Source organism: Singulisphaera acidiphila DSM 18658, from assembly GCF_000242455.2.
Classification (GTDB): Bacteria; Planctomycetota; Planctomycetia; order Isosphaerales; family Isosphaeraceae; genus Singulisphaera; species Singulisphaera acidiphila.
Genome location: NC_019892.1, coordinates 5,768,846 through 5,793,125, shown reverse-complemented (window position 1 = coordinate 5,793,125; position 24,280 = coordinate 5,768,846). Strand labels below are relative to the sequence as shown.

Genomic DNA, 24,280 nt, shown 5'->3' with positions numbered 1-24,280 from the left:
AGACTCAGTCGGCCGAAGCAGCCCCGTAACCGGGCTTGGGCGTGCCATCCTTCTCGAGCTTGTCGCACGCCCAGAGGAGGCCGCGCGTCAGCATGTTGAGATACACGGGATCGCGCATCGTCGCATTGTTATGCGCGATCGTGGTCCCGAAGATTCGCCCTTTGCCGAAGGTGTTGGTCCAGATGACGGCGTGATCCTTCTTGTTGTCGAGCGCGTAGGCCTGGGCCAGCGGCACAGCGCCGGGCCAAACCTTCTCGATGGCGTAGAGCTCTTCATTCCCGGTGGTCCAGACGGCGGGGAAACCCTTCATGATCGGGTTATCGGGAGCGAGGTTCTTGACCTCAAGCGGTTGTTGCGGACCATGACGCCGCGTGGTCACGCCCACACACTCGCGCCATTCATCAGTCTTCAGGGTGCTAAAGGTATGCATCGCGCAGTGGATCACGACCCCCGGAGTCCCCTGGTGATGCGGGGCCACCACCTGCTTGATGAAGTCGCGGTCGGCCACTCCACTAAAGCATTCGTTGTGGACCACCACGTCATACGGCTTGGCCCAGTCGGGATTCGCGTAGATGCTGATTTTGTGATCATTGGAGGTGCCCCCCTCGTGGACGATCGTCCATTCGACCGGGGCTCGGGCGCTGATGCCCTGGGAGATGATCACCTTCTGGGCGTCGTAGTCATGGCAGCAGCCCCCCGTGATGAGCAACGCACGCAAGGGCTTGCCCGGCGTGGAATCGTCGGCTCTTGCCGGTGATGACGGGGGCAAAACCACCCCGATGGCAACGGCCATCAGCGAGAGCCACCTTGGAAGCAGGCGCATCGTCACAGTCTCCTCGAAGTCGCTGAAAAAAGAGTGGGAGAGAGCGAGATCCGGAAGATCTCGGGTCCTACCCTATCTCAGCGGATGAGCGGACGGTAGCCCGTGACCAAGGGCCGGCCCGTCTTGCTCAGAGGCACCTCCCCCCACAGAGGAGTCCACCGGGAGACAACCTCAGAGGATCGAGGTCGTCGGCTCGACTTCGGCCGCTTTGAGTGGGAGCCTGACGATGAAGGTGGCTCCCTGGCCAGGTTCCGACTCGACGTCGATCGTCCCGCCATGAGACCGGACGATTCCATAGCTGACCGAGAGGCCCAGCCCCGTCCCTTCACCCACCGGCTTGGTGGTGAAAAACGGGTCGAAGATTTTGTGGCGAATGACCGGATCGATCCCTTTACCCGTGTCGGCAACCTGGATCTCGACCCCATTTTCCACTGCATGGGTCCGGACCGTCACCCGGCCCCCTGGGTCGGTGGCGTCGATCGCGTTGGAGAGTAAATTCAGAAGAACCTGGTTCAGCTCGCCCGGGTAGCAGGCCACGGTGGGCAAGGGGGTCAGATCGGTCGTCAGTTCCACCCCCTTGGTGCGCGCCCGGCCTCGGATGATGTTGACCGTGGAGGCGATCCCCTCGTTGAGGTTCACGTCCTTGAAATCCCTTTCATCCAGGCGAGCGAAGTCGCGCAGGTCTTTGACGATCTGCCGGATCCGCCTCAGCCCTTCGCTCGAACGGTTGAGCAACCCATCCAGATTCTCGAGCATGAACGGAAGATCAACCCGTTCAGAGAGTTCGCGGATCTTCGCGAGCAGTTCCGGGCGGTGGACGGCCAGGGTGTCGGATGCCTCGAGGCAGAGGGTGAGCAAGTCGCGGAGGTGGCCCACTTCTCGCTTGAGCACCGAGACGTCGCTGGTGACGAAGGCCAGCGGGTTATTAATCTCATGGGCGACCCCGGCCACAAGCTGCCCCAGGGCGGTGAGTTTTTCGGCATGAACGAGCTGACTCTCCGCCCTTTTGAGCGCATCGTGCGCCTGCCGCTCCGAGCGAACCGCCTCCAGGAGCAGCTCGTTTTGGCGGAGGAGTTGCTCTTCAGTCCGCTTCCGATCGGTGATGTCGGACGAGATCCCGCCGACGGCCCAGGGGGAGCCCGACGAGGTCCGCAAGGGGAATTTGTTCGAGATATAGGTATGCAGGCCCTCATCGTGGGGGATCACCTCCTCGAACGCGATCGGTTTTCCTTTGCAAAGAACTTCGCGATCGTTGGCCCGCACCACGTCGGCCTGCTCGCGCGGAAAAATCTCGTGATCGGTCTTCCCAATAATCCAGTCGCGCGGGAGCTTGAACAGTGTCTCATACCACTGATTGACAAGGATGTAGCGGCCCTCGGAATCCTTGACGTAGATCACGGCGGTCGAGTTGTCGAGGATGGCCTGGAGCTGTTCCTGGCTTTCTCGAAGCGCTTCCTCCGCCTCCTTCCGCGCCGAGACGTCGCGCGAGGCGCACTGGATCTCGACGACCTCGTCGGTGGTCGGATCCCGAATCGTTCGGACGGTCGACTCGAACCAGATCAGGCGGCCATCCTTACGGAGAGCGCGAAAGACGATCGTGAACGTCTCGGTCGACTCGAGAATTCGCTCATGCGTCGTCGAGAGCTCGAACAGGTCATTGGGATGAACGAAATCGTAGGGCGAGCGGCCGATCAGCTCCTCGGGCTCATAGCCCACGAGCGTACGGCAGGCAGGCGAAACATAAAGATACGTCCCATCAGGTTCATGCCGCGAGATCATGTCGGTGGAGTTCTCGGCAAGCAGGCGGTACTTCTCTTCGCTCTCGCGAAGCGCGAGCGCGGCCCGCTTCGACTGGCTGATATCGCGAAACGCGATGACCACCACCTCGACACGGCCCCCCTCGCCCTGCATGGGCGTCAGCATCGTCTGCCAGGTGTTGGTAACCCCCTGCGCCGTCAACTCCACCTCGCTGACGAGCGATCGTCCCGTGTCGAAAACGGCCTCGCGTTGAACGCGCAGAGTTTCAATCGTCGCCCGGGGGAGGCCCAACTCCGGCCAGGTCATGCCGAGCAGTTCTTCCCGCTCGAGCCCCCAGTGCTCGGCTCCCGACACATTCACGTAGAGGATCGTCCCGGCACGGTCGCAGAGATAGACACAGTCGGGGGTCGCCGCGAGCACCGCGTCAAGCGTCCCGGTTCTCCACTCGTGCCCCGACGACATGGGCCTGTCGCGATCCTGGTTTCGGGCAAACTCCATGGTCGGAACTCCAAGGGAGCCACAACGGCACCCCGACTTGCCCGAAGACATTCCCCCGGCCAGCGGAGCACTTTGTGAAGTCACCCGCGCAATCCTCGCGGCGGGGAAAGGAAGACGGACGTGTTCCGACATTGATGTCAGACGAAATCTCGGTGCCGCAGCCGAAAGCGAGAGTCGTCCTTACCGCCAACCCCTATTGCTTATTCTATCGTCTTGGATGCTAACAGGGGTCATCGAACCGGTCAACCGCGAGACATGAGGGCATACCGATCATTTTTTTCACGAACCAGGTCGGGGCACGGCCCCTCGACTCCCGCGTTGGTAGCGGGGCAGGAACCGTGGGAAGAACCGGAAGACGTTGTTGGTTGAGGGTTCAAAATGCTACGGTTGGAACTGGGAAATCGCCGTGGAATCCACGAGCGTCGCCGCCAGGGCGGATCGGCTTGAAGGGCTGAGGACACGTATGAGTTCACCGCGTTATCTCTGTATCCACGGTCATTTTTACCAGCCCCCCCGCGAAAACCCTTGGCTTGATGTCGTTGAAGTCCAAGACTCCGCCCAGCCGGACCATGACTGGAATGAGCGGATCACTCGCGAATGCTACGGACCCAACGCGCGGTCACGCCTGCTCGATGACCGGGGCCAAATCCTCAATCTCTCGAACAACTACGCCCGGATGAGCTTCAACTTCGGGCCAACGCTCCTCTCCTGGCTCAAAACCTCAGCACCCGACGTGCTCGCCGGCATCGTTGAGGCCGACCGCCTCAGCCGCGAGCGCCGAGGGGGGCATGGCAACGCCCTGGCCCAAGTCTACAACCATATCATTCTCCCCCTGGCCAACGCCCACGATAAGCGGACGCAAGTGCTCTGGGGGATCGCCGACTTCCGCCACTACTACGGCCACAACCCCGAAGGCATGTGGCTGGCCGAAACGGCCGTCGACGTCGCCTCGCTCGAGGCCCTCGCCGACGCCGGGATCCGGTTCACCGTGCTCGCGCCCCACCAGGCGAAACGGTGGCGGCCCGTCGGCAAGCAGGATTGGGCCGAGAACCCCGGCGGAATCGACCCTTCCCGCGCGTATACGATCCGGCTTCCCTCCGGAAAATCGCTGGCGATCTTCTTCTACGACGGCATCGTCTCGCGGCAGGTCGCGTTCGAACGGCTGCTCGACAGCGGCGAGAAGTTTCTCGATCGGTTACTCCGGGGGTTCGACGAGGCGCGCAACCACCCCCAGCTCATGCACATCGCCACCGACGGCGAGTCGTACGGCCACCATCACCCGCACGGGGACATGGCCTTGGCCTACGTCCTCGACAGGCTGAGTCGCGACCCGAGCATCCGGCTGACGAACTACGGCGAATTCCTCGAGCTTTACCCGCCGGAGTGGGAGGTCGAGATCCACGAAAAGAGCGCCTGGAGCTGCGCCCACGGCGTCGAACGATGGAATTCCGACTGCGGCTGCCGGACCCGGGGCGACTGGCACCAGAAATGGCGAGGACCGCTCCGCAAGGCATTCGACCTGCTCCGGGAGCAGATTGATCACCTGTTCGCCACCAGGGGCCGTGAGTGCTTCCCCGACCCCTGGGCCGCACGTGACGCCTACATCGAGGTGATCCTCGATCGCAGTCCCCGCTCGGTCCGCCACTTCCTCAAGGAACAGGGCCACCCCGACCTGGATGACACCCAGATTCGCGACGCCCTCCGCCTTCTGGAAATGCAGCGCGACGGCATGCTGATGTACACGAGCTGCGGCTGGTTCTTCGACGAGATCAGCGGCATCGAGGCGACCCAGTGCCTCCACTACGCCGCCCGCGCCATGCATATGGCCAAACACTTCCACCGCGACTTCGAAGGCAAGTTCGCCCAGGCGCTCAAACCGGCCCTGAGCAACCTTCCCGAGTTCAAGAACGGGCGCGGGGTCTGGGAGCAAGTCATCCGCCCCGCCGTGGTCGACCTCGACCGGGTCCTCGCCCACTATGCCGTGAGCCTGATCTTCCCCCCTCGCGAAACAAACACGCAGCTCTACTCGTTCAACCTCGACGTCCTCGACCAGGAGGTCCGAGGTCGAGGCGCCAGCCACCTGGCTGTGGGTCGGCTCCGCGTCCGCTCGGACCAGACCTGGGACGAAGCCGAGACCGCGTTCGTCGTGATCCACTACGGCGGCCTCGACTTCCACACGGTCCTCCGCTCCATGGACTCCGTCAAGGAGTATGAAAACTTCAAGCAACGATTGATCAAGGTCTACAGGACCGGCTCGATGGCCGACGTCACCACCCTGGTGGCCCGCGAATTCGAGGGAACGGTTCGCCGGCTCGACGACCTGTTCGTCGACGAACAGCGGCGAATCATCGGCATCGTCCTTCAGGACCGAATCGAAGACTATCAGCGCACCTTCGAGCGGCTCTCCTCAGTAGACGACGATGTGCTCAACCGCCTCGGCCAAATGCACTACCCGATCCCGAAGCCGCTCCGCGAGGCCGCGTCGTCCTACCTCGACCTCGAGCTGAGCCAGGAACTCGCGCAACTCCAACCGGATGGCAGCCTCGCGCGAATCCAGGGGCTTTATGAGCGCGGCCGGACCTGGGGCTATCAACCCGAGCGCGAGCCGTTGGAGCAGTCGATCTCCCAGGCCCTCGAACGGATTCTCCGTGGTCTCGCCCCCGACGCCGACCTTGCCGCGATCGTCGCCCATGCAGCTCTCCTACTCGACGCGGCCACGTTCCTGGGGCTTAGCCCCGACCTCTGGCAAGTGCAAAACCAACTGCTCGACGCCTACGTCCAGCTCTCCGACTCGAACGCCATGAATCCGCCGCTCCAAAATGTTTTCGCCAGCCTGGCCGTCAAGCTGAACATGAGCCAGCACCTGCTCGGCTGGCGTCCTTGATCAGTTGCGGCCGACCCGCGATCGATTAAGCTTGTCGAGTGGGACCTGTCCACCCAACCTCCGTCGAGGGATCCGTTCGATGCCGCTCCAGATCTTGCCAGCGACGTCTCCGACAAAATCCGCCGGGAGCGATGTGTCCCTCCATTATCCACCGAGCCGCCGCGAGTTCCTGGCCGGTCTCGCCGCCGGCGGGACATCCCTGCTCCTCGGAACAGCCGCCAGGAGCGCTCCGGCTGAAGACCCAGGCGCCTGGTATGCCTTGGTCTCCGACATCCACATCGCGGCCGATCCGTCGACCCGGTTGCGCGGACAGGTCATGGCCGACAACCTACGCACCGTCGTGGCCGACATCCTCGCCGCAGACGCAGCGCCTCGCGCCGTCCTGATCGACGGCGACCTCGCCCTCCAGAAAGGCGAAACCGCCGATTACCGCACCGTCGTCTCGCTCCTCGACCCACTCCGTAAGGCAAGGCTCCCGATCTACCTGGGCCTGGGAAACCACGACGACCGGACGAACTTCCGCGAGGTGCTCCAGGGCGTCATCCCGAACGAATCGCAAGTCGTTGACAAGCAGGTCGAAGCAATCGACGGGACGGGCTTGCGGTTCGTCGTGCTCGACTCGCTCGACCAGTGCAACGTCACCCCCGGCAAGCTCGGCAGCGCCCAGCTCGACTGGCTCACCACAGAGCTGGACGCAAAGCCCGACAAACCCACCCTTGTGGTCGTCCATCACAATCCGGTGCCGGTGCAACCGCCACCCCCAAGCCTACTCGACACCGAGGCCTTTCTGGCCATCCTCCGCCCTCGTCGCCAGGTCAAGGGCGTGGTCTTCGGCCACACCCACGTCTGGAGCGTCCGTCAGGAGGAGGAGGGTCTCTACATGATCAACCTCCCCGCCGTGGCCTACTCCTTCGCGCCGAATCAGCCGCTCGGCTGGTGCCGGTTCCGTCCCGAACCAGGAGGCGGCCAGCTCGAACTCCGCTGCATCGGAGGCAATCGCGAAGCCGACCGTCAGCAGATCGCCTTGCGTTGGCGTGAAGCGTAAGGCTCGTGGAGAACAGAACCGCATCCCCCGTGACGCCTTTACTTGGCAAATCGGGGGAGTTGTGGGAGGGTGTACAGTCATGAGAGTGAGCCGCAGGAGCAAACTCAGATGCAACCAACACCGATGACTCAGACTGACGCCGCCGTCTTCGGACGGCTTATTAAGCCGGATCACAGCGATTTCTCGCCGACCGCGGCCCGTGAGATTCTCAGCCTGCAATTCGATGACGACGACAAAGCACGGATGCACCAGCTTTCCCTCAAGGCCCAGGAAGGAACGCTGACCCCTGACGAGCAGGCTGAAATCGAGAGTTACCGGCGGGCAGGATACATGCTGGGCGTCCTTTGGTCGAAGGCCCGGCTTTCTTTAAGCCGTGCGGGCTTGGGTGCCGCCAATGGACACCATACTTGAGCAACTTGTTTGGCGACGGGCCAAATCCCGCTGCGAATACTGCCAGCTTCCTCGAGACTTCTCGCCCTTGACGTTCGAAATCGACCACGTCATCGCCCGTAAGCACCAAGGGACAACGACGGCCGACAATCTGGCCCTTGCCTGCTTCTTCTGCAACAGCTACAAGGGGCCTAACATCGCCGGGGTGGACCCACAGTCCGGGCGGATCGTACGGCTATTCCACCCCCGAAAAGACCGATGGAAACGACACTTCGCATGGGATGGCCCGTTTCTGATCGGGCACAGCCGCATCGGACGGGCGACAATTGCGGTTCTGGAGATCAACCACCCTGAGTTCGTGGCCTGGCGCGAAGTGCTGATCCGCGAAGGGGCGTTTCCTCCTGATCGGGGATCGGCAAAGTAATTATGCATTCTGCAGCCAGCAAAGGTCGACGGTGAAAACCAAAGTCTGGCATTGACGGTCGACCCTGCGGGGCCAAATCAATCAATTTGCACAAACAACATCATCACACCTCAGCAGCAAGAGATCAAACTAATCTGCATCAGAGGGAGAAACACGCCTTTCATCAAGGCGTGACCACTCGTCCCAGGCCGAACTGGTCGCCGTTACGGACCGGCTGGTCACCGGCGAAGTCGATCTCGAGCATCTTCTCGCTCTGCACGGCCGCGCCATGTTCGTCGGTCAGAGCCGCGACGATCTTCCGAGTCGCGGTTTCGATGACGTCGCCGGTCGAGGGGTACGCATAGCGGCCGTCGAGGGTGAACGTCAACCAGCCCGGTTCGTCGCGGACCTTGAGGCTCTCGAGCTGTTTGGGGGGCTCGGTTGTGGCGTCGAAGATGTGGACGTGCTCGTTGTGGGCGTCGACAACCCACACTTCTTTCTCGTCGGGCGTCAGGCCGATGCCATGGCTCGGGCAGCCGTGCCGCTTGACCGCCCCTTGTTTGTAACCGGCCACCTCGACGCGATGGAGCGGCTTGCCCGTGGTCAGGTCACCCATCTCGAAGCCAAGTAGCTCATTGACGTTCACGAAGCAGCGGGTCTGCCGGCCGTTGACGGTGAACGGGCGGATGCTGGCGCTGAAGGGCCCCACGGTTCGCTCGGCCTTGAGGGCTTTCGTATCCGCGACCGTCAGGAGAGGCGACTTCAGCCCGGCCAGATACGCCTCCTTGCCATTCAGGCCCGCGACCGTGTTGTGTGCTCCGGAGCGGGGGACGATCTTGGCGAGCACATCGCCGTTGCGGGCATCGACCACGTGCCAGTGATCCTGCTCGAACGAGGGGAGATAGATCGCCGAGCCGTCGGGGGTCATCGACATCCGATCGCAGCCCCCTTCGTAGGGCCGCTCCCAGAGGATCTTCTCGGTGACAAGGTCGAGGCAGGTCAGGGTCTTGGTCGTGCTGATATAGATTCGCTGGGTCGCTGCATTGGCGCAGACCCCTTTGACGTTGTCGGGCTTCCCCTGGCCGTCGAGCCCCGCGATCGGAATCCGCTTGACGAACTTATGGCCGTGGTCAATGTCGAAGACGAGCAATCCGTGGCCGCCGTACTCGAGGTAATTGCGAATTCCGGGCACGGCCACGTAGAGCAGCCGACGCTCCTCGGCATCCGCGGCTGAAGCCCGGCCGAGGAAACCCGCATTGAGCACGAGGAGGGCGAGTGCGGGCAGAAGCCTGCGAAAGAGCAAGGCGTGCGGACTCATCATGGGAGTTTTCGCCTGATTTCGATCCACGTGGTGGGTTCAACGCGCACGAGGAGGCAGGGATCAGGCTGTCAGGTCCCTCGCCTCACGCATGAGCCTTGAGTGGGTGCAACGCCCAACAGTAACCGGCGCCGGCGGCCTCCACAACGCTCGACTTCCGACAGGCGGCTGTCCGCTCGTCTCGCCACGATCGGCCTCCCTTTGCTAAGATAACGGTCGCGAGCCACCTTTGGCGTACGGGCGAGCCCGAGCCGGTGACCGGTTGTGGGGAGACTCGTCGCGGGTCCCGAACACAATGCATCCGGACCGTGTCTCATCAAGCGACATCAACGGTAGCGGATCCAGCGTCCAAAGGACGCGACGACCCGAAAGAGGAAAGGCAATCATGACGATCGTGCAGCGAATGCGGGCCAGCCTGACCGAGTCGATGAAAGCGCGCGACGCGACGCGAACGCAGTTCCTGCGTTACTGGATCGCCGGCCTGACGCTCGGGACCGGTGAGGAGATGCCCGACGCCGACGCGATCAAGAAGATGCGCGGCGTCCTGAAGGAAGCCAAAGGAGGGACGACCACCTTCACCCCCGAAGAACTCGCCTTGTTGCAGGACTGGGTCCCGCCAGCGATGACCCGGGAGCAGGTTGGCGAAGCCCTCGCTCCCGTCGCCGAACAAATCCGCAAGGCGCCGAAGGAGGGCATGGCCATCGGCATCGCCATGAAGACCCTGGCGGGCCAGCCTGCCGACAGCGACGACGTCAGGGCCGTGATCGCTGAGTTGCGTCAGGACGTCGAAGGCCAGTGAGAGACGGGGCGGACGACTCAATCCATCAGGAGAGCGTCACTCGCATGGATCCGGCCGCCCCCAACGTCAGCGTCATTGACATCGACGCCCACCTGGACCGCATCAGTGACTCCGGCGATCGTACGCCGACGCCGGAGGTTTTCAAATGCCTCCCATTGAACCACCTCACCCGGATCCCGTTCGAGAACCTCGACATCCATCTCGGCCGACCGATCCGGCTCGACCTGGCGAGCTTGCAGGCCAAGTTGGTCGGCAACCGCCGTGGGGGCTACTGCTTCGAGCAGAATGCGCTGTTCGCCGCGGTCCTGGAGCAACTCAGACTCGACATCGATTACGAGGTGGCCAGCGACTACACCTCGACTCATCCCGAGTCGTCAAGGCTTGACCCCACAGGAGAAACGCCCGATGGGAGCTTTCAATACCGTCCGAAGCGAACAGACATGCGGCTCGTGCGGCCAGCGCACCGCATTCCAGATCCAATATAAGTATGGCGAATTGTGGCAATATGAGTATCAGATCGGCGATTCGATCGCCTGGTCCACAAAGTACAAGAAGGCCGATGCGGGAAAGCCGGGGCGTCCGCAAGTCGTCGTGGAAGGGATCGCCGAGAACTGTCCGCATTGTCGGGCTGAGGGAGGAGAATTCGAGGTTTGGCTCGCAAACGACAAAATCGTAGAAGTGCGTCCATTGACCGACCCGAGCAAATTTATCGACAATAACTATATCGTCTTAGACAAACATTAATCCAAAAATAAGACCACTATTAAATACAACAAGACACCAAACCAGGAATGCGGGCGGGGTGCCCGCGGTCCCAGAGGCCGTAACCACGGATCAACGTCAACGCCCCGCGGTCTTGGTATTCGGCAGACCGACCCGGGCAGCGAGAGGTGCGTACCGCGTTTGGAGCTCGGTCTCAAGTTGCACAACGGACTCGGCATTGAAGTGGCGGACGGCGGCCAAGGTCGAGAGGGGGGGCGAGAACCGAATCGGGGTGCCCTGGGGAATGTGGGCCACGGCAAAGGCATCGTCCGCGGGGATCCCCAAAGTGAACTTCTGCCCGTCCACACTCATGACCCGATCTTCACGCAGGGACGACGGCAGGAGCTGCAAGGTCGTCTCAGCCCGGGCATAGCCCCCTTTGCCGTCTGAACCCAGGAGCCAGACGAACGTGGTCAGCCGGCCTGTTTTGGGGGCGACGAGCACGACATGTCGGATGATCATCCGACAGTGTTTGTTATCGTAGCGGACGTAGGCATGAGCGTCGAAAACCAGCATCGTCTTCGTGCGTGCGACCTGGCGGAAGTCGTTCGCCAGCACACGCTCCCCTGTGGCAAAGACTTTCTTGCCGAGGAAACCCAGTTCATTACCAAAAGTCTGGTCGCTGGTCGCAATGACCGTCTTACCTTTCCCTTCCAAGGCGCCCCCCACTGCGACCTTTTCCAGGAAATAGCTCGGCTCGTCGTGGCCCTTCGCCTCCCCCACGTTCGCCAGAATCGTGAAGAGAAAGGTCCCACTGTACTGCGCCGCCGTCTTGGAGACCGAATCGACATCGCCGACGCCAAGTCGCGGCTTGGCGAGCATCACCAGGTTCGTCCATCCCTTCGGGACCCCTTCACCTTCGCCGATGAGGGTGCCCACGGGGATCTGTGCGAGCGGCCGGGGGCGAACATCGACCGCCGAGCCGGACTTGGGGGCGGACCCGGCGGCAAGCACGTGATTCCCTTCCGCGCCATGGGTCGGAAACACCAGCCCCGGAATCAGCGTCGCCGCGAGCAATGCGACCAGGATCTTTCCATTCACAGCGGCCCTCCAGATTCGCAGTGCCGAAGCAGAGATCGCAAGTCAAGAAGGCCCGACCCGCTGGGAGCACAACAGTACGCTCGCCCTCAGGTTGGCCCGGCCTGCGGAGGTCTTCTTCGATGAACGGTCACGAGGGGCAACTCCGCCCGCTCCATTCCGTCGATCGCCGGTATTGCGAAGAGCGTTGGCGGACGGATCATGTACCATCTGTTCTTGATTTTGTAAAGAAGAGTTGGAGTTCTCCGCTTGGCCCGAAAACTTCAGAGCAAGGGGCACGCTCGACCGGTCACCCTTTCAGGACTGCAAAGCCAACATCAATTATATACGGACTTCACGAAGTCAAGCACGCGAGGAAACGGAACATCGGCCAGTGCGGCGAACTGGGGATGCTTGGCGAGCTTGCTTCGGCTGGACGCAGGGGAGACGAGACCACAGAGGAAGCGGGTGAGCTGGCGAGACGACGTCAGCGCCTTGTGCCGTTCGGACCGTACCCGTTCCACCATCTCCTGCTCCAAGGAACCGAGCGCACGCTCAGGCACAGGCGGCAGCGGGATCGGAGGTTCCCCCAGACAACGCGCGCAGTGGCCGCAATCGCCCACGAGGGTTTCGCCGAAATAGGCCAGGAGCCGGCCGGTGAGACATCCTTCGGCCTGGGCGTACTCGAGCACCGAATGGACGCGGGCAATGTCACGTCGTTCGCGATCGAGGAATCGGGCCACCAGCCGCTCGCGGAGTTCGTCCAGGTCGGGATCGCCCGTGGTTCGCCGATAGCCTTGGCGGAGACCGGCAAGTTGGAGTTCGACGTCCCCTTTCTCTTCAAGATGGTTCAAGGCCGCGCTGATCCGCTCGCGGGTCTCTTCGAGGTTTCGGGCCACCTCGGACACGTCGAGCGCGAACCAGATCTTCCCTGGTCGGGCTTGGCGGAAAACCTGACGCAGGAAGGCGGCACGAGGCGCGTCGTACTGCGCGAGGATTTCGCCCGATGATCGCAACGGACGGAACTTGCAGTCCGAGTAAAACGGGCCGGTCGCTTCCAGGATCCCTTCGAGCTCGAGATACGTCATCAGCGTCTGCACGACGAGTTGCCGGATATCGTGCCGCTGCGAGAGGTCGTACGCCGAGATGTCGAATGTCGGACCCAGCCCGAGAATCTCCTTGAGCAGGTCGGCGATCGCCTCCGGCGTCGGCGTGTCGCCGTACGTGAAGTTGCCAAGCGTCAGAACATCCTCAGCGCACGCAAACAATTCACAGCGAGCGGGTTCCCCATCACGCCCGGCGCGGCCGATCTCCTGGGCGAAGTTCTCCAGGCTCTTGGGCAGGTTGAAGTGGTAGACCGCGCGGATGTTCGACTTGTCGATCCCCATGCCAAAGGCGATCGTCGCCACCACGATGCCTGCCTCGCAGGCCATGAATTGATCCTGGACGACATGCCGCCGCTCGTCGTTCATCCCCGCGTGATAGGCCATCGCGTCGAACCCTTGTCCGGCGAGGAAGTCGGCAAGATCCTCGGCCGTTTTCTGGAGGGTGACGTACACGATCGTTGGTCCCGCCAATCCTGCTTTAAGGCTCTTGAGCAAGAGCGCGTGCCGATCCTCCGCAGCGCAAGCGTTGGCGTGGAGTTCCAAATTCGGGCGGTGGAACCCGGTGATCACGACGTCAGCATCGGCGATGCCGAACGCGCGGGCGACCTGGCTTGCCACATCCGGCGTGGCGGTCGCGGTCAGGGCCAGTACTCGAGCGATGCCAAGCCGCCTGGCAAGGCGGGCAAGCTTGAGGTATTCAGGCCGGAAGTTGTGACCCCACTCGCTGATACAGTGCGCCTCGTCCACCGCCAGAAGCGCGACCTTGGTCTTGCTCAAGGTCTGAAAGAACCGCTCACTCGCGAGCCGCTCGGGGGCCACGTAGAGCAGTTTGAGCCGATCGGCCCGGAGATCGTCGAGGATCCGGCGTGCTTCGACCGGCTCGAGGGTGGAATCAAGTCGGGCGGCGGCGACGCCACGCCTGACGAGGAAATCCACCTGGTCCTTCATGAGCGCGATCAGAGGAGAGACGACGACTGTCAGGCCGTCGAGCAAGAGCGCGGGGAGTTGATAGCAAAGGCTTTTGCCAGCGCCGGTCGGAAAGACGGCCAGGACCGGGCGGCCCTCAAGGAGTGCGGTGATCGCCTGTTCCTGCCCGCCGCGAAACTGGGTGAAGCCGAAGGTCTCCCGAAGCGTCCGCCGGGCATCATCGATATCGCTCACAAAAGCATCCTCTCTCGCGGGGCGAGCAGGGTCCGTCATCCGCAATCGGCCCCATCATAACCCAACTTTGTGGCCCCAGCCGAAGATCCGTTGAGTTCCCCGCTCCTGGAGGACAAACTTGGGGAAGATCGGCTCCGGCCTCCGATCACTTAACAAACGAACAGTATTCTCGCTCCCAAAGTCATGGAGTCAAGCTCGATGTTCGACCTCTCCGCTGTCCAGTCCGCACTCCGCCAGTTTGACTTCGACGGCTGGCTGCTCTGCGACTTCCGGGGCGGGAACGTGCTGGCCCGGCGGATCCTCGACCTCACCGACAAAGGGATGACGTCGCGCCGGTTCTACTACGCGATCCCGGCCGAAGGCGAACCGCGTAAGCTCGTCCACCGCATCGAGTCGGGTGTGCTCGACCACCTGCCGGGCGAGGCCCGCGTCTATCTCCGCTGGCAAGAGCTCGAGGCGGGCGTGGCGGAACTCGTGACCGGGATGAAGCGGGTTGCGATGGAATACTCGCCCCGCAACGCCAACCCGTATGTCTCCAAGGTCGACGCCGGCACGGTCGAACTGGTGCGTTCCACGGGGGTCGAAGTCGGCTCGTCAGGAGACCTGGCCCAGATGTTCGAGGCCACCTGGGACGACGACCAGTGGCGGATGCACCGCGAGGCCGAAATCCACACGTGCTCGGCGTATGACCTGGTCTGGAGCCTGATCGCCGATCGCACGCGTAACGGCCAGGTGATCACCGAGTGCGAAGTGCAGGCCGCAATCATGAACCACTTCCACCGTCACGGCCTGACGACCGATCACCCGCCGATCGTGGCCGTCGGTCCGCATAGCGGCAACCCCCACTACGCCCCCGACCCGGCCGCCGATACTCCGATCCGCGCGGGCGACTTCGTTCTCGTCGACCTCTGGGCCAAGCTCGACCAACCACGCGCCGTCTACAGCGACCTGACCCGGGTTGGCTTCGTGGGCGACCAGGTCCCCTCCACCTACGAAGACATTTTCCAGTTGGTCGCCCGCGCCCGCGACGCCGCCATCGCCCGCGTCAAAGACGCGTTCGCAGCGGGTCAGCCGTTGCGTGGCTGGGAAGTCGATGCGGCCGCGCGCAGCGTCATTGAAGCGGGGGGCCACGGCTCAGCGTTCGTCCACCGCACAGGGCATAGCATCGGCCAGGAAACCCACGGCAACGGCGCCAACATGGACAACCTCGAAACCCATGAGGAACGGCTCGTCCTCCCCCGCACCTGTTTCTCTGTCGAGCCGGGCATCTACGACCCCACCCAATTCGGAGTCCGTAGCGAAGTCAACGTCTTCGTCGCCCACGACGGCCAGGTCCACGTCACCGGCGGGCTCCAGAAGTCGGTCGTGCCCATCTTGGCCGGCAAGCCCTGAGCCTCATTAACCCCGAGGCGGCAATCACAAGCAATAGTCGAATCGAGATGTGCCGAATATTCCGCTTTACTTCCCGACATGAACCTTTAGAATGACTTCGTGAATGATTTCACGAAGACTCCGAGGAAATTCGGCGATGCACCCGAAGGAACGGACCAAGGATGGTGAGGAGGGCCTGGGGGCGGTGCCGCCGGCGCGTCGGATCGTGCTGGCGACGTTCGGCTCGCTGGGGGATTTGCACCCGTTCATCGCCCTGGCCAAGGAGTTACAGGCCAGGGGGCACATCCCGATCATCGCGACCAGTGAATTTCATCGCGAGCGGATCGAGCGGCAAGGGATCGCCTTTTTCCCGGTCCGCCCCGACTTGTTGGATATCGAGGCAAAGCCGGAGTTCTTCCGCGACTTGATGGATCGGAAGAAAGGGTCGGAGGTCGTCATCCGCCAGGTCTTCATGCCCAGCCTGCGCGCAAGCTACGACGACTTGCGGGAAGCAGTTCGCGGCGCCGATCTTCTCGTGTCGCACGTGGTCGCGTTTGCCGGCCCGCTCGTGGCCGAGGCGACCGGAATCCCTTGGGTCTCGGCGGTCCTTTCGCCGATCTCGCTGCTGTCGAATCACGACCCATCGGTCCCTCCCCAGGTGCCCTGGTTCAGGCATTTCCGCAGGCTCGGGCCACGCTTCCACGGGCCGCTCCACAGCTTCGCACGGCGGGCGGTCCGAAAATGGACCGAGCCGGTCCAACAACTGCGCAGTGAGCTGGGTTTGCGGCCCGTGGCCGACCCGCTCTTCGAGGGGGGGAACTCGCCGACCTGCATGCTCGTCCTCTTCTCGAGAGTCATCGGCGAACCCCAGCCCGACTGGCCACCGCAAGCGGTCCAGACCGGTTTCGCCTTCTTTGACGATGTGCATGCGACCGGGATGACGGCCGAGTTGAAGCAGTTCCTCAGCGCAGGGCCGCCGCCGATCGTCTTCACGCTGGGATCATCAGCCGTAATGGATGCAGGCACCTTTTATGAAAGGAGTCGGGCCGCCGCCGAGCAGCTCGACCGGCGAGCGATCTTTCTGATCGGGATCGACCCACGCAACCGGCTCCGCGAGCCCCTTCCCAAGTCAATGCTGGCCCTGGAATACGCTCCGCACTCGGAACTGTTCCCCCGCGCCTCGGCGATCGTCCACCAAGGGGGAGTGGGCACCACGGCCCAGGCCCTCCGGGCGGGACGGCCGATGCTGGTCGTTCCCTGGGGCCATGACCAACTCGACAACGCGTACCGCGTCTGCCGACTGGGCGTCGCGCGAACCCTTGCCCGCGACAAGTACACCGTCCGCCGCGCCGCCACCGCCCTCCGGCACCTGCTCGACGAACCGACTCACATTACGCGAGCCAGCGAGGTGGGACGGCTCGTCCGCGCAGAGAATGGAGCGGCCTCGGCCTGCCTTGCGATCGAACGGGCCCTCGCGGTTTCCTGAGCATCGACAGGCACAATGCGCAAGCGGGAAGTCAAATGCTCGATTCCAGGGGGACATCGAATCTCATTTCCTGGCACTTGCCGCCGGACGACCCACTTCCGAATGGGAAATGGTCGCGATCTCCGTCTCGGGTTCGTGTCTTGCCGGGCAACGGATAAGATCGAGAGAAGCAAAGGGGATCAGGGAGCGTCGGGCTCGGCCGCGATCCCTCGTGCGGGGTTAAGGAGCGCTGTGGGTATGGCCTTGTTGAGATGTCCCTCATGCAACAGCAAAGGTGAAGTGCTCGGTAACGACCCTCAGGGGCGTTTCCGGTGCGCTCAGTGCGGGCACCGCTTCGTGGCCGGTGAGGCGAACGCAACTCAGGAGTACAACATCCTTGCGGACGACTCGCCGCCATTCTTGCCAGAGGCCACGGTCGAACGTCATGACCTGTTGCTCGAGCCAAGTTGGCGGGGTTGGGTGGATCGGCTGGCGAAATCGCGCGGGCTCAGTGAAAGCGAACTCATCCGCCGCGCCCTGGTGGAATACGCAAAGCGAACGGGGTTCTCCGATCCCCCACCCCGCTCATGAACCAAGAATCCCACCCGACACAACGTTGAGATCGGTAAAAAAGCAGAAGGATCGCGGCCCTTGGCATCTGCCAAGGGCCGCGATCCTTCTTTGGTATGCGGGCTCGATCTGATCCCACGACCTCGCAGGCGGATGGACGAAGCCCACCCAACGAAAACCCGCTAGACCACAGGGCCGCCGGCTCTCCGGCCGAAGATGAGCGAGATCACGAACAAGATCAAGAAAACGAAGAAGAGGATCTTGGCGAACTGCATCAGCGTTCCTTCGAGACCGGCAAAGCCGAGAACGCCAGCAATCAAGGCGAGAATCAAAAAGGCAAGTGACCAGCGCAACATGGTGGCAAAGACCTTTCTCGAACAAGAATGTGTCGGCGAGTGAATAACGCGACGCTCCACGGCGTCTGATTTCCAGTTCAAAAGACCGAAGGAAGACGACTTACTTCCCGAGATCCTTGACCTTCTCGCCAGCGTTTTCGATGTGCTCACCCACCTTATGAGCGACGTCCTTGGCTTTGTCCTTGGTCTTTTCCGCGACATTCTTCGCGGTGTCCGTCGTTTTCTCCGTCACTTCCTTGGCTTTCTCAGCGGCCTGATCGATCCCGCTTTTGACTTTGTCTTTGAAGTCGGACATGGCAACACCTCGCTTCGCTGAACTGGAGCGGAGAAGTGGGAAACTGATTGACCATCAAGCAGGTGGCGTGCCAAATCCCAGAATCGCTGAGCGATTTATTCAATCAACCTTGAACGAGTTCTTGCTTGGAACGATGTAATTCCGCCCCTCGATTGCTCGAAGCGCTCTACCGGCCAGGTCAGCCCCGGGAGGACCGACCGCGAAAGGGATCGAATTGCCCGCTCTCGCGTTTCAAGGCTTCAAGCGCTTGGAGCTTGGGACGAAGACAATCGAGAATCTCGTCCAGCGACCAGACCTGAAAATCGTGGCCATCGAAGCCGACGTCGAGTGCAGCCCAGGCCTGGGAGAACTTGATCGGACACGACTCCTGATCGCGCTGATAGCCTGCGTGAACATGCCCATAGAGGTGAATATTCGGGCGTTCCACCGAGCCGTGGTGCTGTCCGCTCCAGGTGAGCATCGGGTAGTGGTTGAGGGTCAGCCGGACGTTCCTTAAGTTGATCTCCACCTGATCGAAGGTGGCCGCGAAGAGGTCGCCGATCCGCCGATCGTCGTGGTTGCCCCAGATGAAGTTGATCGTGCGGCAGTGAAGCTGGTCGCGAAACCAACGCGCGTTGCGGAAGTAGTCGCCGCCGTAGCCGAACACCCAGTCTCCCAGGCACCAGAGCACATCATCGGATCCCACCCGCGCATTGATATTGGCAACCAAGCCCCGATTCATCCTGTCGATCGACTCTTCGCTGATGCGGAGTGACCGAAGGTCTCCACCGGAGGACTCGATTTCGAGAAATGCCGCCAGGTCCACAGGGGTCATGAAGGTGGTTCGACGGCAATACTTCATGATATTGCCGTGGAAGGCGTGGGGATCGCTGCAAAAATACGTGGACATCTCGGCCTATTCTCCACCGACAGGCGGCCGCCGGGCTGATTCCCAACGGCCGAGCCGGCCGACCTTTCTCAACGACCGGGCCGGCCATCCTAGCCGGTTCCGGTGGAATTCGGCCGGACGGCCGCCTGTCTCCCTTCCTTCGGTCTATCCGGAGAGAGCAGACGCGCTTCCTTATAGGCTTCCCGGCCGGTTCCCAATTATTCGTCGACCACGACCAGCGTGCAGGGATGCTTCATCGCCGGACTCCGAACGGTGCGAACCGTTTTCTTGTCAGGGGAAACCTCGCGAAGGACGCCATCCTGGGCGATCGAGATGATCGTGTTGCCGTTGGCTTTTCGGACGAAGCCCGAGGGCCAGTTGAGGTGTTGATCGGCGGGGCTGTCCTTGCCGCCGTATTTCCAGACAACCTCTCCCTTGTCGTCAACCTCGACCAGGAAGTAGCCCGCCTCGCTACCGTAGCCCGCGCCACTGCTGATCAGGGTGTGGCCGTTCTCGAGTCGCGTCGCCAGGTAGGGGAACGGAAGCGCGTAGCTCCAGACCACCTTCTTATCGGGCGAGACTTCGAGAACCTTGTCCTCGGTGCTCGCGCAGATCAAGGTATTCCCGTTAGGCAGACGACGAACTTGCCGCATCGTTGGCGTGGGGCGTTTATTCGTATTCGCGACGTCGAACTCCCAGACGATCTCCTTCTTGGGGTTGATCTCGATCACGCGGTGCCGCCCGTTGTCGGCGATGACCGTGTTGCCGTTCGGCAACCGCTGGGCCGACTCCGCGACGTCGACAACCGGCTTGCCAACCTCCCAGACCACCGACTTGTCCGGGGCGAGTTCCTGAACGGTCTGGCCGTTGATGATCAACAGGTGGCCGTCAGGCAGCAACTGGACGTCGTGACCGTTATTGTTCGTCGCGTCCCAGAGAAGGGTGCCGTCCTCCTTGATCTTGATGACCTTACGGGTCTCATGATCGGCAACGTAGATGTGGGTCTCGGCAATGGCTGCCGCCCCCGCCCCCAGTGCCAGCCAACCCGCCGCAAACGCCGCCAGACCTCTGGTTCGCATCAATCACAGTCCCTTCAGAGCCAAGGTAATCGGGCGTGGGTCGTCAAAGGGAGAATTGACCGACCCTTGGTCACACCCGCTTCTCCGATGTCATAACCGAGCCGCCCCGCGAATGCCACAGGCTATCAGGGGCAAGTGCACGCCCTTCCACCCTGCCTTCATCCCACAGCTCGGCCGCATCCTCTAACTAACGTGTTCGCGCCCACTGGAGCCAGGCCGACGGGTCCGCGTCGCTCGGCATCCTCCAGTCGCCCCGGGGCGAAAGGCTGACCGAGCCAACCTTGGGGCCATCGGGGACGCAGGACCGCTTGAACTGTTGGCTGAAGAACCGAGTATAAAAGGTTCTCAGCGCCCGTTCGATCTGCTCGCTCGTGTACGCCTTGGTGAACGTGGCATGCTCGGCCAGGAAGAGGATTTTCTCGGGCGTGTAGCCACATCGGATCGCGTTGTAGAGGATGAAATCGATGAGCTCGTACGGGCCGAGAATGTCTTCGGTCGACTGAACAACCTGCCCCTCCGCACCCAGGGGGAGGAGCTCGGGCGAAATTGTCGTGCCCACGATCGAAAGCAAGGTCTCGCGCACCGGGCCTTCCTCGAACTCGTTCAGCGCCGCGTACCGAACCAGGAAAGTCACCAGCGTTTTGGGAATCGAACAGTTAGGATTATACATACTCATGTGGTCGCCGTTGTACGTGCTCCACCCGAGCGCCTGCTCGGAGAGATCCCCCGTACCAATGACGAATCCACGCGACATGAGCAAGAATGTACGCAAACGCGCCTGCACATTCTCAAACGTAAGATCGTGCCGCCGCTCAGGCGGGAGGGTGACCAGCTCCGCCATGAACGACTCGACGTCCTTGGTTCGGGTGTCGATACCAAAGGGCGCGTGGCCCAGGGCATGGAACGATTGCAGGCTCAGCTCGGTGATGTCGATCGTCTCACCTGTGATCCCGAGCTGCTCCATCAAGTCCAGGGCGTTCGTCTTGGTGCGCTGGGTGGTGCCGAAGCCGGGCATGGTGATGCCGTGGATCGTGCAGCGCGAAACGCCGAGCATATCGCAGGTCTTGACAGCTACCAGAAGCGCCAGCGTGGAGTCGAGTCCTCCCGAGATGCCGATATTCAACGGCGTGCCGGCGGGAAGCTGCTCCAACCGCTTGGCCAGGCCCGCGCACTGGATCCCGAAAATCTCAGCGCAACGGCCGTGCAGCTCGCTCCCCTCGCTGGGAACGAACGGGGTGCCCGCCACCGCCCGCGCCAGCCCGCTCATCCCCCGCGCGATCCGGAAGGGGATCTTGCGGAAGGGGGAGAGATACTTGCGGCAGTCGTCAAAGCTCGTCGTCGAGCGCCGGTCGGTTTGAAGCTTCTCGATATCGACATCCCGGCTCAGGAAATAGCTCCCCCGCTCGATCGTGCCGCCATCACCAACCCGAGGCGACTCCCCCAGGAGTGCGCCGTTCTCGGCGATCAGGCAGTGGCCGCCGAAGACAAGGTCGGTCGTCGATTCGGACGGCCCCGCGCTGGAATAGGCGTACGCGGCGATACAGCGCCCCGACTGACCCACCACCAACTCGGTGCGGTATCGACTCTTGCCGATGGTCTCGTTGCTGGCCGAGAGGTTGAGCAAGAGGTTGGCTCCGGCAACCGCCTGGACCGAGCTCGGTGGAATCGGCATCCAAAGGTCTTCGCAAACCTCGATCCCGACCAGGGCTCCCCCCTCGGCCGCGAACAGGAGGTCGATCCCGAACGGCACCTCGCGACCGCCGAAGTCGATCGAGCGCGGCTCGGCCCCGGTGGCCGAGCTGAACCAACGGCTCTCGTAAAACTCCTTGTAGTTCGGAATGAACTGTTTGGGCACAATTCCAATGACCGCTCCGTCGGCGATCGCCACCCCGCAGTTATAGAGACTGTTGCCAACCGCGACGGGCAGGCCCACGACCACGAGCTGCTCGCGTCCCCGAGTCGCCTCGGCGATGCGCGCGACGGCGGCAAGGCCGGCCTCGAGCAGAGTCGTCTGGCCGAACAGGTCCGCGCACGTATAGCCCGTGACCCCGAGTTCGGGGAAGAGGATGACGTCGCTGTCGCGGACCTGGTCCAGAATTCGGACCATCTCGTCGGCGTTGGCCATCGGATTGGCCACCGCCGTCTTGGTCGAGGCGGTCGTGATGCGGACGAACCCATATCGATTCATATTTGATTCGTATCTCGAGGCTTCGAACCCGCCTGAGTTGCCGGCCCGGTTGAGTGGGATGGCCAAACGCGGAGATTCTGTTGCTGATCCTCGATAGTCTACCGGCCCGAAGAGTTCGCAAACAGTTTGAGTTCGCCGCCGGACGAGTGATCGCGCCGAATGCGAGGCCAGCCAGCGCAGGCCGGCTTGACAGCAATTCCGATTCCCAATAGGGTGACGCCCGCATGCGTCGAGCGGCTCAGGAGGGGCCAAATCGGCAGCGGCTGCGACGGCCCCATCGCGCGTGACGACCGCATCCGATGGGGTTTTCCGTTGCGCGGGGGATGCGACTTTCCGACCGGGAACGGCCTCGCTGGTTCCGGCGAGACCACCTCCGCCATCGTTCTTTGACCAGGAGCCGGACAAGGATGCGCACGAGATTGGCCTTACTCGGAATTCTGAGTCTGTCCGTCATTGGCCTGGCGACCAGCGTCGGTCTCGCCCAAGGAGTGGCGACCCGGGCCGGCCAGGCCCTCGACGGTGTCGGCCGGGGCATCAGGCAAGAGACTCAGAACCTCGGTAGCGCTTTGCGCAGGCGGTTCGACGCCGTGCGGAGCGAAGTCAATCGCATGGGAGTCCCGTCCCGCGTCTACTCCCGGCTGCATTGGGACAAGGCTCTGGTCAGCTCAAGAATCGAGGTCCATCCCGTGCGAGGGGGCTCGATCTTGTTGAGAGGAACCGTCCCCGACACCGAGACGAAAAACCGCGCATTGGCCCTGGCCAGCGAAACGGTTGACGTTACCTCGGTGGTCGACGAATTGACCGTCCTCAACAGCTCCACCACGGTCACCCCCACGACAACGACGACGACGATCACCCCCTGACAACGGCTTCACTCTTGCCTGCGAGCGGTCGAAAAGGACAAGGCTGGGGCCTGTCCAAAGCGTCATGCTCGCATGCACATTGACAGAGATTCGCCTTGACCGATCCTTCGGCATCGGGTAGGAACCTCGTTCGCAGTCCTATGATTTTCATTCAAAAAAGCTGGGTCGACCAGAACATCTCAGACGTTCCAACATCCTAGACGAACACAAAGTGGACGGACCTCCTTTTCAAAAGGGAGGAAATCGTGCGGGTGCGCGGCGCGATTGCGCCGGCGGATTCCCGTCGAAGGAGAGTGGCCCACCGCGGGTGGCCTCTTCTTGAGTGCATCATCACGTCGAAGGGAGAGCGCGATGGGCGGATTGAGAGGGAGCACGATCCTGCTAACCATCAGTTTGGGGCAGGCCCTGGCGCTGGGCGCCCCTCCCGAGCCCGCGGCTTCTCCTGTGCCTCAGAAGACCCAGGAAAAGCCGCAAGAGAAGCCCTCGGCCTTGGAGTTCGTCAAGGCGGGCGCACACCTCTATAACAAGGGGCAGGTCGACAAGGCTTCGAGTTATTTCAAGGCAGCCGACCGCTACCGAGACCAGCTCAGCGAAAGCGAGGAGATCGTCCTCGAGGTCTATCTCGAAGAGGTCGAGAGCTACTACAAGAAACGCACCGCCACCGCCGCCGCGGTCACGCCTCGCGTCGACGCGGCTGTTGCACCCGCCAGCACCACGGCCGCCGCACCGTCCCGGCTCGAGGCAGCCAGGACCGCGGAACCGCTGACGATTGCCCCCCTCAGCAACGAGGCTGCGATGCCCAGCCTCCAGGAACTTCGGCAGCCGTCTCGCTTTGACACGACCGAGCCCAAACAGAAAGCACGCTGGCTCCTCCAGGAGTCTCGCGAGCAAATGGCCAAGGGACACTACACGGAAGCCGCGCGGAAGATCGCCGAGGCCAAGGCGATGAACGTGAAGTGGGGCTTCCTCGAAGAGTCACCCGACAAGGCCGCGAAGCTGCTTCAAAAGGTGATGGCCAAGTCTCCGAACGGCCCTTCGACCCCTTCGGCTCGCCCCTTGGGAGTTCGTGCGCCCGACTCCAATTTGCCCCAACCGGCGGGGACTCCGCCCACGGGCCTGCCGAACCGCAAACTATAAACCAGTTGCCACTCCGGCCTGGAACGTCCCACGAGGGCCACGTCGATCCAAGTTCGACGTGGCCCTCGAACGCGCCTTCATGGTACAATCCAAGCCTGTGGGCCATGTAACCTGTCGACGTGGG

The 24,280-nt window shown here is 62.4% G+C and carries 22 protein-coding genes; 12 read left to right on the top strand and 10 right to left on the bottom strand.

The features are described 5' to 3' along the window. Nucleotides 1–4: 4 nt before the first annotated feature. Both SINAC_RS22920 and SINAC_RS22915 read right to left on the bottom strand, forming a co-directional pair. A complete protein-coding gene (locus tag SINAC_RS22920) occupies nucleotides 5–823 on the bottom strand; it encodes a ThuA domain-containing protein (protein ID WP_015247968.1) in 819 nt (272 codons plus the stop codon). Nucleotides 824–994: 171 nt separating this feature from the next. After that, nucleotides 995–3,079, bottom strand: a complete 2,085-nt coding sequence (locus SINAC_RS22915; protein ID WP_015247967.1) for a PAS domain S-box protein — start codon at nucleotides 3,077–3,079, stop codon at nucleotides 995–997. Nucleotides 3,080–3,542: 463 nt separating this feature from the next. Here SINAC_RS22915 and SINAC_RS22910 point away from each other — a divergent pair, with 463 nt between their 5' ends. From SINAC_RS22910 to SINAC_RS22895, 4 genes are all read left to right on the top strand, one after another. After that, entirely contained in the window at nucleotides 3,543–5,963 is a 2,421-nt protein-coding gene (locus tag SINAC_RS22910) for a DUF3536 domain-containing protein (RefSeq protein WP_015247966.1), read from the top strand. Between the two features lie 133 nt (nucleotides 5,964–6,096). After that, entirely contained in the window at nucleotides 6,097–7,008 is a 912-nt protein-coding gene (locus tag SINAC_RS22905) for a metallophosphoesterase family protein (RefSeq protein ID WP_237722852.1), read from the top strand. Nucleotides 7,009–7,077: 69 nt separating this feature from the next. Continuing rightward, the gene (locus tag SINAC_RS22900; protein ID WP_237722851.1) at nucleotides 7,078–7,419 is read left to right on the top strand and encodes a hypothetical protein; all 342 of its coding nucleotides are present in this window, start codon (nucleotides 7,078–7,080) and stop codon (nucleotides 7,417–7,419) included. Beyond that, nucleotides 7,403–7,822: an HNH endonuclease gene (locus SINAC_RS22895; RefSeq protein ID WP_015247963.1), complete on the top strand. Its 420-nt coding sequence runs from the start codon at nucleotides 7,403–7,405 to the stop codon at nucleotides 7,820–7,822. Before SINAC_RS22900 ends, SINAC_RS22895 begins: the two co-directional genes overlap by 17 nt. A gap of 163 nt (nucleotides 7,823–7,985) precedes the next feature. On the opposite strand, the gene SINAC_RS22890 is transcribed toward SINAC_RS22895, so the two are convergent. Further along, entirely contained in the window at nucleotides 7,986–9,122 is a 1,137-nt protein-coding gene (locus SINAC_RS22890) for a YncE family protein (RefSeq protein WP_015247962.1), read from the bottom strand. 382 nt (nucleotides 9,123–9,504) lie between these two features. Here SINAC_RS22890 and SINAC_RS22885 point away from each other — a divergent pair, with 382 nt between their 5' ends. Genes SINAC_RS22885 through SINAC_RS22875 form a run of 3 tightly spaced genes read left to right on the top strand, consistent with a single transcriptional unit; the run spans nucleotide 9,505 to nucleotide 10,662 of the window. Then, nucleotides 9,505–9,918, top strand: a complete 414-nt coding sequence (locus SINAC_RS22885; protein WP_015247961.1) for a GatB/YqeY domain-containing protein — start codon at nucleotides 9,505–9,507, stop codon at nucleotides 9,916–9,918. A 44-nt stretch (nucleotides 9,919–9,962) separates the two neighbouring features. Beyond that, nucleotides 9,963–10,403 (top strand): arylamine N-acetyltransferase, encoded by a 441-nt coding sequence (locus SINAC_RS39025; RefSeq protein WP_020467243.1) that lies wholly within the window; start codon nucleotides 9,963–9,965, stop codon nucleotides 10,401–10,403. Next, nucleotides 10,324–10,662, top strand: coding sequence for a hypothetical protein (locus tag SINAC_RS22875; protein WP_015247959.1), 339 nt, complete (start codon nucleotides 10,324–10,326; stop codon nucleotides 10,660–10,662). Before SINAC_RS39025 ends, SINAC_RS22875 begins: the two co-directional genes overlap by 80 nt. 96 nt (nucleotides 10,663–10,758) lie before the next feature. Here SINAC_RS22875 and SINAC_RS22870 read toward each other — a convergent pair whose 3' ends face one another. Next, entirely contained in the window at nucleotides 10,759–11,721 is a 963-nt protein-coding gene (locus SINAC_RS22870; RefSeq protein WP_015247958.1) for a hypothetical protein, read from the bottom strand. Nucleotides 11,722–12,035: 314 nt separating this feature from the next. Further along, complete coding sequence (locus tag SINAC_RS22865) at nucleotides 12,036–13,964, bottom strand: RecQ family ATP-dependent DNA helicase (RefSeq protein ID WP_015247957.1); 1,929 nt, start codon at nucleotides 13,962–13,964, stop codon at nucleotides 12,036–12,038. A gap of 198 nt (nucleotides 13,965–14,162) precedes the next feature. Between SINAC_RS22865 and SINAC_RS22860 the strand changes: the two genes are divergently transcribed. The 3 genes from SINAC_RS22860 to SINAC_RS22850 all read left to right on the top strand — a co-directional run bounded on the left by SINAC_RS22860 (nucleotide 14,163) and on the right by SINAC_RS22850 (nucleotide 17,391). Continuing rightward, on the top strand, nucleotides 14,163–15,356 hold the full coding sequence (locus tag SINAC_RS22860) for a M24 family metallopeptidase (RefSeq protein WP_015247956.1): 1,194 nt from the start codon (nucleotides 14,163–14,165) through the stop codon (nucleotides 15,354–15,356). Nucleotides 15,357–15,492: 136 nt separating this feature from the next. Further along, the gene (locus SINAC_RS22855) at nucleotides 15,493–16,821 is read left to right on the top strand and encodes a glycosyltransferase (protein ID WP_015247955.1); all 1,329 of its coding nucleotides are present in this window, start codon (nucleotides 15,493–15,495) and stop codon (nucleotides 16,819–16,821) included. Between the two features lie 237 nt (nucleotides 16,822–17,058). After that, entirely contained in the window at nucleotides 17,059–17,391 is a 333-nt protein-coding gene (locus SINAC_RS22850) for a ribbon-helix-helix protein, CopG family (protein WP_015247954.1), read from the top strand. A 161-nt stretch (nucleotides 17,392–17,552) separates the two neighbouring features. On the opposite strand, the gene SINAC_RS39020 is transcribed toward SINAC_RS22850, so the two are convergent. The 5 genes from SINAC_RS39020 to SINAC_RS22825 form a co-directional block, all read right to left on the bottom strand. Next, nucleotides 17,553–17,726 carry a DUF1328 domain-containing protein gene (locus SINAC_RS39020; RefSeq protein WP_015247953.1) on the bottom strand — a complete coding sequence of 58 codons (174 nt, stop codon included), beginning with the start codon at nucleotides 17,724–17,726 and terminating at the stop codon, nucleotides 17,553–17,555. Nucleotides 17,727–17,826: 100 nt separating this feature from the next. Then, complete coding sequence (locus SINAC_RS22840) at nucleotides 17,827–18,021, bottom strand: hypothetical protein (protein ID WP_015247952.1); 195 nt, start codon at nucleotides 18,019–18,021, stop codon at nucleotides 17,827–17,829. A 178-nt stretch (nucleotides 18,022–18,199) separates the two neighbouring features. Continuing rightward, a complete protein-coding gene (locus SINAC_RS22835) occupies nucleotides 18,200–18,910 on the bottom strand; it encodes a phosphoesterase or phosphohydrolase (protein WP_015247951.1) in 711 nt (236 codons plus the stop codon). Nucleotides 18,911–19,107: 197 nt separating this feature from the next. Then, the gene (locus SINAC_RS22830; protein WP_015247950.1) at nucleotides 19,108–19,968 is read right to left on the bottom strand and encodes a beta-propeller domain-containing protein; all 861 of its coding nucleotides are present in this window, start codon (nucleotides 19,966–19,968) and stop codon (nucleotides 19,108–19,110) included. A 187-nt stretch (nucleotides 19,969–20,155) separates the two neighbouring features. Beyond that, nucleotides 20,156–22,156: an NAD(+) synthase gene (locus SINAC_RS22825; protein ID WP_015247949.1), complete on the bottom strand. Its 2,001-nt coding sequence runs from the start codon at nucleotides 22,154–22,156 to the stop codon at nucleotides 20,156–20,158. Between the two features lie 407 nt (nucleotides 22,157–22,563). Between SINAC_RS22825 and SINAC_RS22815 the strand changes: the two genes are divergently transcribed. Continuing rightward, complete coding sequence (locus tag SINAC_RS22815) at nucleotides 22,564–23,019, top strand: BON domain-containing protein (RefSeq protein WP_015247948.1); 456 nt, start codon at nucleotides 22,564–22,566, stop codon at nucleotides 23,017–23,019. Between the two features lie 351 nt (nucleotides 23,020–23,370). Continuing rightward, entirely contained in the window at nucleotides 23,371–24,156 is a 786-nt protein-coding gene (locus tag SINAC_RS22810) for a hypothetical protein (protein ID WP_015247947.1), read from the top strand. Nucleotides 24,157–24,280: the final 124 nt, after the last annotated feature.

Bases quoted from the DNA above. Each gene is read 5' to 3' on its own strand.
- SINAC_RS22920 (WP_015247968.1), bottom strand. From the start codon at position 823: ATGCGCCTGCTTCCAAGGTGGCTCTCGCTGATGGCCGTTGCCATCGGG.
- SINAC_RS22915 (WP_015247967.1), bottom strand. From the start codon at position 3,079: ATGGAGTTTGCCCGAAACCAGGATCGCGACAGGCCCATGTCGTCGGGG.
- SINAC_RS22910 (WP_015247966.1), top strand. From the start codon at position 3,543: ATGAGTTCACCGCGTTATCTCTGTATCCACGGTCATTTTTACCAGCCC.
- SINAC_RS22895 (WP_015247963.1), top strand. From the start codon at position 7,403: ATGGACACCATACTTGAGCAACTTGTTTGGCGACGGGCCAAATCCCGC.
- SINAC_RS22890 (WP_015247962.1), bottom strand. From the start codon at position 9,122: ATGATGAGTCCGCACGCCTTGCTCTTTCGCAGGCTTCTGCCCGCACTC.
- SINAC_RS22885 (WP_015247961.1), top strand. From the start codon at position 9,505: ATGACGATCGTGCAGCGAATGCGGGCCAGCCTGACCGAGTCGATGAAA.
- SINAC_RS39025 (WP_020467243.1), top strand. From the start codon at position 9,963: ATGGATCCGGCCGCCCCCAACGTCAGCGTCATTGACATCGACGCCCAC.
- SINAC_RS22875 (WP_015247959.1), top strand. From the start codon at position 10,324: ATGGGAGCTTTCAATACCGTCCGAAGCGAACAGACATGCGGCTCGTGC.
- SINAC_RS22860 (WP_015247956.1), top strand. From the start codon at position 14,163: ATGTTCGACCTCTCCGCTGTCCAGTCCGCACTCCGCCAGTTTGACTTC.
- SINAC_RS22855 (WP_015247955.1), top strand. From the start codon at position 15,493: ATGCACCCGAAGGAACGGACCAAGGATGGTGAGGAGGGCCTGGGGGCG.
- SINAC_RS22850 (WP_015247954.1), top strand. From the start codon at position 17,059: ATGGCCTTGTTGAGATGTCCCTCATGCAACAGCAAAGGTGAAGTGCTC.
- SINAC_RS39020 (WP_015247953.1), bottom strand. From the start codon at position 17,726: ATGTTGCGCTGGTCACTTGCCTTTTTGATTCTCGCCTTGATTGCTGGC.
- SINAC_RS22840 (WP_015247952.1), bottom strand. From the start codon at position 18,021: ATGTCCGACTTCAAAGACAAAGTCAAAAGCGGGATCGATCAGGCCGCT.
- SINAC_RS22835 (WP_015247951.1), bottom strand. From the start codon at position 18,910: ATGTCCACGTATTTTTGCAGCGATCCCCACGCCTTCCACGGCAATATC.
- SINAC_RS22830 (WP_015247950.1), bottom strand. From the start codon at position 19,968: ATGCGAACCAGAGGTCTGGCGGCGTTTGCGGCGGGTTGGCTGGCACTG.
- SINAC_RS22825 (WP_015247949.1), bottom strand. From the start codon at position 22,156: ATGAATCGATATGGGTTCGTCCGCATCACGACCGCCTCGACCAAGACG.
- SINAC_RS22815 (WP_015247948.1), top strand. From the start codon at position 22,564: ATGCGCACGAGATTGGCCTTACTCGGAATTCTGAGTCTGTCCGTCATT.
- SINAC_RS22810 (WP_015247947.1), top strand. From the start codon at position 23,371: ATGGGCGGATTGAGAGGGAGCACGATCCTGCTAACCATCAGTTTGGGG.